Genomic DNA, 13,677 nt, shown 5'->3' with positions numbered 1-13,677 from the left:
AGGTAGTCTTGGGAGTAGTTGTTGTATTACTTGTATTAGCAGGAATACTTTCATCTTATTCTATCGTTATTACATGCTTTTTAATAATAATTTCCTGTATTATCATGTTTCAAAAGCAGCTACAAAAATGGTTATTAATTTTTTCGGCTGCATTTTTAATTGCGTTTTATTTTTATAATATGTATGATTTTAAACGTGAAAAACTGCCATTTGAATTTGAGCCGAAAGTCATTACAACAGGTAAGTTCAGATTTTCAGATGATTTAAAAATTGATGGCAATTTACTGATGGGGTCATTAACAGTACAACAAGAAGAATATCAATTTTTCTACAAGATAAAGAATGAAATTGAAAAAGAACGATTACAAATAATGCAATTAACATTTCTAAATTGTTCAGCTCAAATGAGTCTTCAGCACATTCTACCAAATACAAATTTTACGGGTTTCCATTATGATGCCCATCTCTATTATGCACATAAAAAAGGTAGTTTAAAGCTAACAAACATTGACTGGAAAAATTGTTCTTATCAAGATTTAAATATCATTGAACATATTCAGAAATATAGAAAAGATATTGCTTTAGCAATGTATCAATCCAATATAGTGCATAAGGGTTATTTAATCGCTTTAACGTTAGGTGATACATCGTACTTAAATAAAGATGAGATGACTGTACTTAAAACACTAGGTATTTATCATCTTTATGCCATCAGTGGAAGTCACGTTGCACTTATATCAGTACAGTTATATTTTGTTTTACGGAGATTAAGTGTTCCATTAATAGTGTGTAAAATGATTTTGCTAATGTTGTTACCTATGTATATGATTTTTACAGGTAGCCAACCATCTGTGTGGAGATCAACGATTTTTATATTGCTTATCTTATTTAATCCAGGTCGAAGGACGCAGCTCACCGATCTTTTATCGCTCACATTTATACTAAATTTAATATATGATCCTTTTACAGTTTATGATATTGGATTTCAACTATCATATGTTATATGTTTTAGTTTCTTGTTTATCTTACCGTTATATAATGAAAAATCAAAACTTTTTCAATTTTTCCTCAGTAACTTTATCTCACAATTAGCAACAATTCCAATTCTTTTCTATCATTTTAATAACAACTATTTAATTGGTATGTTGACAAATATTTTTTTCATACCACTATTTACTTTTGTTATCTTTCCGATTTGTACGCTAATCCTATTATTATTTATGTTAAACATCCATATTAATTGGTTAAATCAATTGGTAGATGATTCTTTTATATTGAATGACTTGTTAACAAAATTTTTTACGCAGTTTTCTAGAGTCGAAATTATATTAGAACAACAGCATATATTCATTTATGTATTGATGTTTATTGCTTTATCGTTACTATTTAGCAAATTAAAAAGTTATAAAGGTATAAGCATTGCATTGTTGCTATTTTTACTAATATTTACCAATAAAAATATTAAAGAAAATAATAATTATGTTCACTTTTTGGACGTTGGGCAAGGTGATGCAATCATACTGGAGCTAGGTAGAAAGACGATAATGATTGATACAGGAGGAAAGCTGGATTTTAGCAAACCTTGGGAAAGACGCAGCAATGCACAAAGTATAAGTGATAAGGTTACGCTCCCCTTTTTAAAATATAGAGGTATTTCTAAAATTGACGCGCTTATTTTGACCCATCCTGATGCTGATCATTTTGGAGAATCTGAAAACTTAATAATGGCTGGGATGATTGAGCGCATTATTTTAAATCCTAAAGCACATGGCAGTGAAAAGTATAAGAAGGTAATTCGTTTAGCACAATTAAAGGGTATAGCATTGATTGATGTGAATAATTATTTACATGAAGCGCATATTCAGTTCGTGCATCAAAATGAAAATAATAACAAGAATGTATCTTTAAGATTTTTATCTGCAGGGCAAACTGGAGAAGAGAATGATGATAGTATCGTTTTGTTTTTAAAACACGATAAACCCGGTAGAAATATACTATTTTTAGGTGATTTAAGCAAAGACTATGAAGATGAAATCTTAAGTCAGATTGATGATGCTATAGATATAGTGAAAATTGGTCATCATGGAAGCAGAACGAGCACAAGTGAAACTTTAATTAGGCGACACCCTAAAATTGCAATTTTTTCTGCAGGACGGCATAATCGATTTAAACATCCTCATACTGAAACTGTAACTGCTTTAATCAATAACGATATCAAAATTTTTAATACACAGAAAGATGGAAGAATATCTTTTGATTTAGATAGAGGAACTGTTCAGACGCAGTACGAATCATTGTTTAAGGATAAATAAAAAAAGCGGTGATGCCACCGCTTTAAAAATTATTTCGCTACTAAGTCGAAAATTTGAGCAATAATATAAATTGTTGCGAATCCGCCAAAGCCAATTAAAAATGCATAGCCTGAGTCTTGAACGTCATTGTTTTTTGATTGTGTATTTTTTTCGAAATGATTCATGTCATAAACCCCCTACTTTTCTATCTATTTAAGTATATGATAATGAACAGAAAAAAGCTATAATGAAATTAAGATTTTTACGTTGGGAGTGCTCATATTGAGTCACATTTATTTAGTTTATGGTAGTACAAAACCTTTAGTAGAAGAAAAAGTGGATAAAATTATCCATCAATATATCGTGGAACTAGACGACTTTAACTTTAGCCGATATGATATGCAGGAAACTCCATTTGAAGTGATTGCAGAAGATGCGATGACCTTACCATTTTTAAGTGATCAGAAAGTAATCGTGATCAACAATAGTTTTATTTTTACAGGTGAAAAATTAAAAATTGCTCATGAAATTAATTTAGATAAAGTTGTGGATTTTCTCGAAAAATATGAGGGGCCAAATATTGTCATTTTTAAAGTGCTACAGGATAAGTTAGATGAGCGAAAGAAGATTGTTAAACGTATCAAGAAATTGCATACAATTGAGAAAATTGAACCGCTAGATGAAAATGGAATGAAACAGCTTATTAAAAAGCGTTTCAATGAACAGTTTAAAGATATTAAAGCGGATGCATTAGAAGAGATGATACATCTAACGGGACTTAATTACAGTAACGTTGTAAAAGAGATGGACAAATTAGTATTATTTATTGGAGATAATCCAGTCATTACGAAGAAAGATGTTACTGAAGTAGTTAGCAGAAGTCTAGAGCAAAATGTCTTTTTACTCACTGATTATATCGCTAAAGGTGATAAGAAAAGAGCGGTTCATTTATTGAAAGATTTGATTAATATGAAAGAAGAACCGATTAAACTCCTGGCTCTGATAAGTAGTCAGTATCGATTGTTCTATCAGGTGAAGATATTATCACAAAAAGGATTTAGTGAAGCACAGATTGCAAAACAAGTAAAAGTTCATCCTTATCGAGTGAAACTAGCATTACGTAAAGTAAGGACAACGGATTTAAAACAACTACTAAATATTATTAAAGAATGCGGTGATACAGACTTTGCTTTAAAATCTAGTTATCTAGATAAAGTGCTAATTTTAGAATTGTTTATTTTAAAAATATAAAAAAGCGACCCTCAGGTCTGTAGTGAACCCAAAAAGTTGAACTTTTTATTAAGCTACTTTCATTAAAGCAAGATTTCTGTATTCTACAGGAGTCTTGCTTTTTAATTTTCTCTTCTTTCTGACTAAATTATAATACTCCATATAGTCAATAATCTCCTCTTCTAGTTCATCATAAGAATCAAATGTTTCTCCATAAAACATTTCTTGTTTTAAAATACCAAAGAAATTCTCCATCGGAGAATTATCAAGACAATTACCTTTTCTAGACATGCTTTGAATAATTCTATTCTTTTTCAAAGTTTGTACCCAAGATTTATGCTGATATTGCCACCCTTGATCGGAATGGATTGTAGTTCTATAGGGAAGGTCTGGAATTACATTAATTGCTTTTAACAATGATTCCATAACGAATTCCAATGTTGGACGCTTACTAATTGAATAAGAAATAATCTCTTTCGAACATACATCAAAAATTGTTGACAGATATAGCTTAGTTCCATTTTTAATGTTGAATTGTGTTACATCAGTAAGTAATTTTTGATATGGGCGATTAGTTACGAATCTACGATTCAATTTATTCTTAGCTGTTTTGCCAACTTTCCCTTTGTACGACTTATATGTTCTATTTCTATGCTTAAACTTTGTACAAAGTAAATTATTTTCTCTCATTATTCTAAGAACTTTTTTATGGTTAACTACAAAACCTAACTCTCTTAGTTCGTCGGTTACTGTACGATAACCTATCCTATTTTTATGTTTGTTAATGATTTCTTTAATCAAAGTAATTAAATAATTGTCTTTATGTTTAGTGACACTAAGTCGTAATTTCCAATAATGGTATACACTTTTCGCTATCATAGCTACTGATAATATTTCTTTTAACTTATAGTTAGATTCATTCCTTAACTCAATAATAGCAGCTACTATTTCTTTGTTTGATTTTTTCGAGCTAAGGATTGTAACTTTTTTTCGAGAGCAATTGCGATTTCTAATCTCCTGTTTTCCTCACGTAAGCGTATTAATTCTTGTCGTTCACTTTCGTTTAAACTAGTGTTATCAACCTTTTTATTTTTCATAGTTTTAGACGCACGACCCTTCGGTTTTGATTCTAAACCTAGGATACCATATTGATTGTATTTCATCTGCCACTGAGCTATTAAAGTAGGATTAGTAATATCAAAGATTCTAGCAGTTTCTTTATATGAAAGTTGATTAGTAATTCTATACTGAATGATTCTTAATTTTTCATCTGTTGAATATTTCTTTCTGGTCATACTGGATATAAGACCGTCAATACCGAAGGTATCAAATTGGTAAGTCCATGTTTTTAGTTGTGAAGGAACGATATCATATTTGTTACTTAATGAATCATAACCCATATTTCCTTCTTTATATTCTTTGATTAGTTTTAATTTAAAATCAAGATCATGCTTTTTATTCAAAATAAACACCCCTAAAGTTGAATTTTAAGGTTCAACTTTAGGGGTGCACTTCAGTCGCTTCAGACTGAAGACAAACTCACAATTCTAAAAGTGAGTTTGTCTTTTTTCTTCGAAAAATATTGTTATTTTAAAGAAATTAGCAAAATATCCAGCTTAACCTGCTAGATAATTTGCTAATTTCTTTAAATTCATGCATGCGAAAATAAGCGTGGTCTCCATGGTGACTTTTTGAATTCCTTTGTACTTAGTCCATCGCAAACCATGCTGTTCTTTAGCATCAGCAAAACGTCTTTCTATTGTTTGACTACGCAATTTATATATAGCTTTTATAGTATCTATGAATCTCAAGTCATCAACAATATCAAGATATTGTTGCCATATATGTCTTGTAACGATTTTTTTCTGTTCTTTACTCTTAGTACATTTATTAAGTAAAGGACAATCCTTACATTTATTTGGATTAGAAATATACAAACGATAACCATCGCTGTCTGTTCTTTGATATTTCAACATTTGATTATTAGGGCAAATATAACAATCATAGTATTCGTCATATATAAATTCATTTTTATTCATTAAGTCCTTCGGACCCATGGGACGTTTATATGGCATAGCTGGTAGAATTTCTTTATCTAATAAATACTTAGCATTATGAGGTGTTTTATATCCAGAATCCACAGCAACATATCTCGGTAGTAGTTTTTTACTTTCAAGCCTGTCAATCATAGGTACTAACTGTGTACTATCATGAACATTACCAGGAGTTAAATGAAAATCAACGATATAACCATACTTATCGCAGCATGTATGCGCACTATAGGCAAATTGTTTTTCTCTTTCACTTTTAACATAGTAACCAGCATCGGGATCATTATTACTTATTTTTATTACTTTAAGATTCTCCTCCTTTCTTGAAGCTAGAGGCTTTTTTCCTTCAGATTCTCTAATAGAATTGATATCTTCAATAAGCTCTTGTTCATAATGTTTAGCAGTCTTCTGTATTTCTTGTTTAATAAATTTCTTCTTGTTGGCATTGGCCTTAATATGCGTTGAATCAATAAATAGTGAAGTATTATCTACGAAGTTATTATCTATAGCAATTTTGAGAATACGAGAAAAGATTTCTTCGAAAATCTGATTATCATAAAATCGTCTAGAATAGTTCTTACCGAAGGTAGAAAAATGAGGTACTTTATCGTTAACGCCTAAACCGAGATACCATTTGTACGCAAAATTAGTTTCAATCTCTTTAATTGTCTGGCGCATTGATTTGATACCAAAAAGGTGTTGTATTAATACAATTTTTATTAATACAACCGGATCAATACTTGGACGGCCATTATCTGTAGAATACTTTTCTTCTACTAAATCATATACAAAGGATAAATCGAATACTTTATCAACTTTTCTTAGAAGATGATTTTCTGGTACAAGGTCTTCTAATGAATACATTTCAAATTGACTGCGAATGATATTAATATCTTCAGACTTACTTCTCTTAATCAAGTAAAACACCACCGTTCAATGATATATCTATATTTTATCAAAAAAAGACTGTAAACTTCATCTCCGAAGGAGACTTTGTCTACAGTCTGAAGCGACCCTCAGGTCGCTTTATTTATTAGTATTATTTGTTACGCATAACTTGTGATTTTAAACGGTCAGCTTTGTTAGCGTGGATTAAGTTGCTTTTCGCAGCTTTATCAATCTTTTTAACAGCTACTTGTACTAATTCTGATTTATTGTCAGCGTTGTTTTCAATTGCCGCTTTTGCATTTTTCACAGCAGAACGCATATCATTCTTTTGAGAAATGTTTGCTTGTTGTGCTTTATTGTTAGTTGTAACACGTTTGATTGCAGATTTAATGTTTGGCATAATGTCACCTCCTAGAAATGTCTTGCACTTAAAATGGATATTTTGATTGCAACAAGAAATATTTTATCAAATTCAGACAGTATATGCAATCTATATTTTTAAAACTCATTGAACAACTGTATAAGAGTTGTTATAATCAAATATACGTACAATTTAAGAAAGTTGGGCAAAAAAGATGAATAATGAACAGCGTTTAAGCCGTCAGGAAAAAATAAGAAACTTCTCTATTATTGCGCATATCGATCATGGTAAATCGACCTTAGCAGATAGAATTTTAGAAAATACAAAATCTGTTGCTTCACGAGAGATGAAATCTCAATTGCTGGATTCTATGGATTTAGAGCGTGAACGCGGAATAACAATTAAACTGAACGCAGTACAATTAAATTATACAGCAAAAGATGGAGAGACATATATTTTCCATTTAATAGATACACCTGGACACGTCGATTTCACCTATGAAGTATCACGAAGTTTAGCGGCATGTGAAGGAGCTATATTGGTAGTTGATGCAGCCCAAGGTATCGAAGCACAGACATTAGCGAACGTTTATTTAGCTTTAGATAATGATTTAGAATTATTACCTGTTATTAATAAAATTGATTTACCTGCTGCTGAACCTGAACGCGTGCGTCAGGAAATTGAAGATGTGATTGGTTTAGATGCAAGTGAAGCGGTACTTGCTTCAGCTAAGGCAAATATCGGTATAGAAGAAATCTTAGAACAAATCGTTGAGAAAGTTCCGGCACCTATGGGTGATCCTGAAGCACCATTAAAAGCTTTAATCTTTGATAGTGCTTTTGATGCCTATCGTGGTGTTATCTCATCAATTCGTATTATTGATGGGACTGTTAAAGCTGGCGATAAAATTAAAATGATGTCTACTGGTAAAACATTTGATGTGGTAGAAGTTGGAATCAATACACCGAAACAATTCCCTGTTTCTGAATTAACTGTGGGTGATGTAGGTTATATTACGGCTTCAATTAAGAATGTTGCAGATTCAAGTGTCGGGGATACAATTACATTAGCTGATAATCCAGCAGCAGAACCATTACAGGGTTATAAAAAGATGAATCCAATGGTGTTCTGTGGTATCTATCCAATTGATACTGGACGATACAATGATTTAAGAGAAGCTTTAGAGAAACTTCAATTAAATGATGCTTCTTTAGAATTTGAAGCTGAAACTTCTCAAGCTTTAGGATTTGGTTTTCGTGTCGGTTTCTTAGGATTATTGCATATGGAAATTATTCAGGAACGTATTGAACGTGAATTCGGTATCGAGTTAATTGCAACTGCACCGTCTGTAATTTATAAATGTGAGATGACAGATAAGAGTGAAGTAATTGTTGATAATCCCTCAAAAATGCCAGATCCACAAAAGATTGATAAAATTTATGAACCATATGTAAAAGCGAGTATTATGGTGCCGAACGATTACGTCGGTTCTGTGATGGAATTATGCCAAAGAAAACGCGGTAATTTCCAGACGATGGACTATATGGACGATATTCGCGTAAATATTATCTATGAAATTCCATTATCAGAAGTCGTATTCGATTTTTTCGATCAATTAAAATCAAATACAAAAGGTTATGCCTCTTTTGATTATGAGTTAATTGGCTATCAGGAAAGTCGCCTAGTGAAGATGGATATCTTACTCAATGGTGAAAGTGTCGATGCTTTAAGTTTCATCGTGCATAGAGACTTTGCCTACGAACGTGGTAAAGTAATCGTAGAGAAACTAAAAACGCTTATTCCGCGTCAACAATTCGAAGTACCAGTTCAAGCCGCAATCGGACAAAAAATCGTTGCTCGTACTAATATTAAATCAATTGGTAAAAACGTACTAGCAAAATGTTACGGTGGGGATATCTCACGTAAACGTAAACTTTTAGAGAAGCAAAAAGCTGGTAAAGCAAAGATGAAGGCAGTTGGTTCTGTGGAAATTCCACAAGATGCATTCCTAGCTGTGTTAAAAATGGACGAAGAATAGTAAAAAAACACGATTGATTCTTTCAAAGAGCAATCGTGTTTTAATTTTGGAGGTGCCGGCATGAGAAGTTTATATATTCATATTCCATTTTGCAATCGTATCTGTACATATTGCGATTTTAATAAATTTTTAATAAAGAACCAACCTGTCGATGCATATTTAGATGCACTTATTAAAGAGCTTGGAATGATTAGTGAGAAGGAAATTTATACTGTCTTTATCGGAGGTGGGACGCCCACTGCATTATCTAGCATGCAATTAGAAAGATTGCTTAAATTTATTACAGAAAGATTCAACATAATTAGTGAGTTTACTGTAGAAGCAAATCCGGATGAATTAACAACCGATAAAATTGCTATTATGAAACGATACGGAGTTAATCGATTATCGTTAGGCGTACAAACGTTTAATAATCGTTTGTTGAAATCACTTGGCAGAACACATGTTGAAAGTGATATAAAACGTGCCGTAGATGATGCGAACCGTTTAGGTATTGAATCAGTAAGTATCGATCTAATGTATCACTTACCGACTCAGACACTTGAAGAATGTCAGTACGATTTAGAACAAGCTGTGCAACTTAATATTAATCATATTTCGAGTTATTCGCTCATATTAGAACCCAAAACTCAATTTTATAACCTTTATAAAAAAGGTATGCTGCAAATGCCCGATGAGTTACTCGCACAGGATATGTATGAATATACAATGAAATTCTTAGCAGAACATGGTTTTCATCAATATGAAATTTCGAATTATGCTAAAGGAGACTTTGAATCAATGCATAACAAAGTCTACTGGGAAAATAAAGAGTATTATGGAGCAGGAGCTGGCAGTCATGGATACATTGACGGGAACCGTTACTATAACGTTATACCTGTACCACATTATATTAAGGCGATGAAAAATGGAAGTGCTGTTAAAGAGGTTATTCCTGTAAACATTGAAGCTTCGATGGAAGAATTTATGTTCTTAGGATTAAGATTAAACAAAGGAATCAACATCGATGATTTCGAGAAAAGATATGCTAGAAGTTTTAATGATGTATTTGGCACTGTTGTTCAAAGTTTGCTAAAAGAAGGTCAAATCATGATAGAAAATAATAATGTAAAACTTACTGATGAAGGCAGAATGCGTGGTAACGATGTCTTTGAAAAGTTCTTATTAACTGTGTAAAATCACGGTTTTTAAGAACTTTTTTTCATTAATAATTTTTTAGGTGTTATATGTTGACATACTTTGACCAATTTGATAAATTGTAATTAGCACTCGAAGTGATAGAGTGCTAACGAGGTGAAATATGCTAACAGATAGACAATTACATTTATTAAACGTAATTGTTGAGGATTTTGTTGATAGTGGATCACCTATCGGTTCAAAGAAACTGATTGAGCAACATAATTTAAATGTTAGTCCTGCAACAATTAGAGCTGAGATGAAGCGACTAGAAGACCATGGTTTAATTGAAAAAATGCATTCTTCTAGTGGTAGAATCCCTTCAGAAGCAGGATACAAATTTTATGTTGAAGCGTTGCAAAATGAATTTCCTTATGAAGAGAATTTTTTTATTGATCAGACAAACTTTGTCGATTTTAGAATGCTCGCTAAGGATATAGCGATGGATACTCAATATCTATCAATTGCAACGACAACTGAAATCGATAAACGATCAATTTCACAAATTCATTTGACGTATTTAACACCGACAAATTTGGTATTAATTATTGTCTATGAAAATGGTAATGTTGAACATCAACAAATTTCATGGCAAGTACGTTTAACGAGACAAGAGATTGAGCGCATGAACAATTATCTAAATCAGAATTTACTTGCAATTATTGAAGGTAATATTCATTTAGATGTAAATCATCAAGGTTTTAAACAGTTACCACTCTCACATTTAAAGTCTGAAATCGTTAAGAAGGCTCATACTACGTCACATACTATTTATTTTGAAGGTAGAGAGTATTTATATGAAATTATAGATTCAGATAATTTAAATGCTGTAAAAGAAACTTTAAAATTGATTGATTCTGATGACTTACCGGGTATATTAAGTCAGGTTGATTCTGATCATATTCAGGTAACTTTAGGTCAGGAAATTGATAAAAACTTAGAAGGCATCTCAATTGTAACTTCACCGATTCATCTTCATAATATGAATGGTAAGATTGCGGTCATTGGACCGACACAAATGAGTTACCGAAAAGTCTTTAATAAATTAGCAAGTATTAATCACTTGTTATAAGGAGGTAAATATCTTGTCTGAAAAACATGAAGAACAAGTATATGAAAAAACTGATCAAACAGATGAGTCGAATGAAACAGTTGAACAGGATATGACAGAAAAAGTTGCACCAGAAGCACCTGTTGAAGCTTCTGAAGAAGAAACAACTGATGAACTCACTGAAACAAAACAATTATTAGAAGCAGCTGAAGAGAAATATTTACGTCTTTATGCTGAATTTGAAAACTATAAAAAACGTACTCGTGCAGAATTAGATACAGAAAGAACGTATCGTGCGCAAAGTGTACTGCGTGACATTTTACCAGCAATTGATAATATTGAACGCGCACTTGCACAAAAAGGTGAAAGTGAAGAATTTAAATCTTTACATAAAGGTGTAGAGATGGTTTATGAAAGTCTGCTGAGTTCATTGAAAGATAATGGCCTTGAAGTGATTGAAGCACTTGACAAGCCATTTGATCCGAATTTACATCAAGCTGTAATGCAGGAGCAGGATCAAGATAAAGCATCAGGCATTGTTTTAGATGAGCTTCAAAAAGGTTATAAATTGAAAGAACGTGTTTTACGACCTTCGATGGTTAAAGTAAACGAGTAATTGTTTATTAAATAATCATTTAATAAACAATTTTCAAAATTAATTTTTAAAATAATGGAGGAATTATATAATGAGTAAAGTAATTGGTATTGACTTAGGAACAACAAATTCATGTGTATCTGTATTAGAAGGTGGCGAACCTAAAGTTATCGCTAACCCTGAAGGTAACCGTACTACACCATCTGTAGTAGCATTTAAAAATGGTGAAACACAAGTTGGGGAAGTTGCAAAACGTCAAGCAATCACTAACCCAAACACAATCATCTCAATCAAACGTCATATGGGTACAGACTATAAAGAAAATATTGATGGCAAACAATATTCACCACAAGAAATTTCAGCAATGATCTTACAAAATTTAAAAGCGACTGCAGAAAGCTATTTAGGTGAAAAAGTATCTAAAGCGGTTATTACTGTTCCAGCTTATTTCAACGATGCAGAACGTCAGGCAACAAAAGATGCTGGTAAAATCGCTGGATTAGAAGTTGAACGTATTATCAACGAACCTACTGCTGCAGCACTTGCATACGGTTTAGATAAAACTGATAAAGAACAAAAAGTATTAGTATTTGACTTAGGTGGCGGTACGTTTGACGTATCTATCTTAGAACTTGGAGACGGTGTATTTGAAGTGTTATCTACTGCTGGTGATAACCGTTTAGGTGGAGATGACTTTGACCAGGTAATCATAGACTTCTTAGTTGCAGAATTCAAAAAAGAAAATGGATTAGATTTATCAAATGATAAAATGGCTATGCAACGTTTGAAAGATGCTGCTGAAAAAGCGAAGAAAGATTTATCAGGTGTATCTTCAACTCAAATCTCATTACCGTTCATCTCAGCTGGAGAAGCTGGACCATTACACTTAGAAGTTACTTTATCACGTGCGAAATTTGAAGACTTATCTCGTGAGTTAGTTGAACGTACAATGGGGCCAACTCGTCAAGCAATGAAAGACGCTGGATTATCAAATTCAGATATCGACGAAGTATTATTAGTTGGTGGATCTACACGTATCCCAGCAGTACAAGAAGCAATTAAAAAAGAATTAGGCAAAGAACCAAATAAAGGTGTTAACCCTGATGAAGTAGTAGCGATGGGCGCTGCAATTCAAGGTGGTGTACTAACTGGAGATGTTCAGGATATTGTATTATTAGACGTAACACCATTATCTCTAGGTATTGAAACAATGGGTGGCGTTTCTACGGTATTAATTGAACGTAACACAACAATACCGACATCTAAATCACAAGTATTCTCTACAGCAGCAGATAACCAGCCTGCAGTTGATATTCACGTACTACAAGGTGAGCGTCAAATGGCAGCAGATAACAAAACATTAGGTCGCTTCCAGTTAACTGATATTCCACCAGCACCACGTGGTATGCCTCAAATCGAAGTAACATTTGATATCGATAAAAATGGTATCGTTAACGTTACAGCGAAAGATTTAGGTACTCAAAAAGAACAAAAAATTACTATTCAGTCTTCATCTTCATTAAGTGACGAAGAAATCGATCGCATGGTTAAAGATGCAGAAGCAAACGCTGAAGCGGATAAAAAACGTCGTGAAGAAGTAGATTTACGTAATGAAGCTGATCAATTAGTATTTGCTACTGATAAAGCGATTAAAGATTTAGAAGGTAAAGTGGACGCTGCTGAAGTTGAAAAAGCAGAATCTGCAAAAGAAGAACTTAAAAAAGCTTTAGAAGGCAATGATATTGAAGATATTAAAGCGAAAAAAGATAGTTTAAATGAAATCGTTCAGGCATTATCTATGAAATTATATGAAGAGATGGCTGCACAACAAGGTGCAGAAGGTGCTCAAAACACAAATCCTGAAGATGATGTAGTAGATGCAGACTTTACTGAAGTTAAAGATGACGATAAAAAATAATAAGTAATAACATAAAGTCAAAGTCAATTTATTGACTTTGGCTTTTTCTTTCAGCATATTTAACTAAGTAGTTAGAAA

The 13,677-nt window shown here is 32.4% G+C and carries 12 protein-coding genes; 7 read left to right on the top strand and 5 right to left on the bottom strand.

Annotation, left to right across the window (positions count from 1 at the left end):
* Positions 1-8 precede the first annotated feature (8 nt).
* Positions 9-2,312, top strand: coding sequence for a DNA internalization-related competence protein ComEC/Rec2 (locus HT586_RS07975; RefSeq protein ID WP_203545556.1), 2,304 nt, complete (start codon positions 9-11; stop codon positions 2,310-2,312).
* A 29-nt stretch (positions 2,313-2,341) separates the two neighbouring features.
* Here the strand turns inward: HT586_RS07975 and HT586_RS07970 are convergent, their stop codons facing one another.
* On the bottom strand, positions 2,342-2,476 hold the full coding sequence (locus HT586_RS07970; RefSeq protein ID WP_096076310.1) for a YqzM family protein: 135 nt from the start codon (positions 2,474-2,476) through the stop codon (positions 2,342-2,344).
* 94 nt (positions 2,477-2,570) lie between these two features.
* Here HT586_RS07970 and holA point away from each other — a divergent pair, with 94 nt between their 5' ends.
* Entirely contained in the window at positions 2,571-3,542 is a 972-nt protein-coding gene (gene holA / locus HT586_RS07965) for a DNA polymerase III subunit delta (RefSeq protein WP_203546565.1), read from the top strand.
* A gap of 48 nt (positions 3,543-3,590) precedes the next feature.
* Here holA and HT586_RS07960 read toward each other — a convergent pair whose 3' ends face one another.
* The 4 genes from HT586_RS07960 to rpsT all read right to left on the bottom strand — a co-directional run bounded on the left by HT586_RS07960 (position 3,591) and on the right by rpsT (position 6,860).
* Positions 3,591-4,454 carry an IS3 family transposase gene (locus HT586_RS07960; RefSeq protein ID WP_232618444.1) on the bottom strand — a complete coding sequence of 288 codons (864 nt, stop codon included), beginning with the start codon at positions 4,452-4,454 and terminating at the stop codon, positions 3,591-3,593.
* Positions 4,455-4,465: 11 nt separating this feature from the next.
* The gene (locus HT586_RS07955) at positions 4,466-4,993 is read right to left on the bottom strand and encodes a helix-turn-helix domain-containing protein (RefSeq protein ID WP_203545555.1); all 528 of its coding nucleotides are present in this window, start codon (positions 4,991-4,993) and stop codon (positions 4,466-4,468) included.
* Between the two features lie 144 nt (positions 4,994-5,137).
* Complete coding sequence (locus tag HT586_RS07950) at positions 5,138-6,436, bottom strand: IS1182 family transposase (protein ID WP_111744502.1); 1,299 nt, start codon at positions 6,434-6,436, stop codon at positions 5,138-5,140.
* Positions 6,437-6,611: 175 nt separating this feature from the next.
* Positions 6,612-6,860: a 30S ribosomal protein S20 gene (gene rpsT, locus HT586_RS07945; RefSeq protein WP_096076311.1), complete on the bottom strand. Its 249-nt coding sequence runs from the start codon at positions 6,858-6,860 to the stop codon at positions 6,612-6,614.
* A gap of 175 nt (positions 6,861-7,035) precedes the next feature.
* On the opposite strand from rpsT, the gene lepA reads away from it, so the two are divergent.
* The 5 genes from lepA to dnaK all read left to right on the top strand — a co-directional run bounded on the left by lepA (position 7,036) and on the right by dnaK (position 13,599).
* The gene (lepA, locus tag HT586_RS07940; RefSeq protein WP_203545554.1) at positions 7,036-8,859 is read left to right on the top strand and encodes a translation elongation factor 4; all 1,824 of its coding nucleotides are present in this window, start codon (positions 7,036-7,038) and stop codon (positions 8,857-8,859) included.
* A gap of 60 nt (positions 8,860-8,919) precedes the next feature.
* Positions 8,920-10,035, top strand: coding sequence for a radical SAM family heme chaperone HemW (gene hemW, locus HT586_RS07935; RefSeq protein WP_203545553.1), 1,116 nt, complete (start codon positions 8,920-8,922; stop codon positions 10,033-10,035).
* Positions 10,036-10,159: 124 nt separating this feature from the next.
* Positions 10,160-11,107: a heat-inducible transcriptional repressor HrcA gene (gene hrcA, locus HT586_RS07930; protein WP_096076314.1), complete on the top strand. Its 948-nt coding sequence runs from the start codon at positions 10,160-10,162 to the stop codon at positions 11,105-11,107.
* Between the two features lie 13 nt (positions 11,108-11,120).
* On the top strand, positions 11,121-11,702 hold the full coding sequence (gene grpE, locus HT586_RS07925) for a nucleotide exchange factor GrpE (protein ID WP_188017257.1): 582 nt from the start codon (positions 11,121-11,123) through the stop codon (positions 11,700-11,702).
* A gap of 70 nt (positions 11,703-11,772) precedes the next feature.
* A complete protein-coding gene (gene dnaK, locus HT586_RS07920; protein WP_096076316.1) occupies positions 11,773-13,599 on the top strand; it encodes a molecular chaperone DnaK in 1,827 nt (608 codons plus the stop codon).
* Positions 13,600-13,677: the final 78 nt, after the last annotated feature.

This window comes from Macrococcoides bohemicum, assembly GCF_016865215.1.
Taxonomy (GTDB): Bacteria; Bacillota; Bacilli; order Staphylococcales; family Staphylococcaceae; genus Macrococcoides; species Macrococcoides bohemicum.
The sequence above is the reverse complement of the archived record's forward strand: the minus strand, read 5'-3'. Positions and strand labels throughout refer to the sequence as shown.

Coding starts and splice junctions, on each gene's coding strand:
- HT586_RS07970 (WP_096076310.1), bottom strand. CDS start 2,476: ATGAATCATTTCGAAAAAAATACACAATCAAAAAACAATGACGTTCAA.
- HT586_RS07950 (WP_111744502.1), bottom strand. CDS start 6,436: ATGTATTCATTAGAAGACCTTGTACCAGAAAATCATCTTCTAAGAAAA.
- rpsT (WP_096076311.1), bottom strand. CDS start 6,860: ATGCCAAACATTAAATCTGCAATCAAACGTGTTACAACTAACAATAAA.
- lepA (WP_203545554.1), top strand. CDS start 7,036: ATGAATAATGAACAGCGTTTAAGCCGTCAGGAAAAAATAAGAAACTTC.
- hemW (WP_203545553.1), top strand. CDS start 8,920: ATGAGAAGTTTATATATTCATATTCCATTTTGCAATCGTATCTGTACA.
- hrcA (WP_096076314.1), top strand. CDS start 10,160: ATGCTAACAGATAGACAATTACATTTATTAAACGTAATTGTTGAGGAT.
- dnaK (WP_096076316.1), top strand. CDS start 11,773: ATGAGTAAAGTAATTGGTATTGACTTAGGAACAACAAATTCATGTGTA.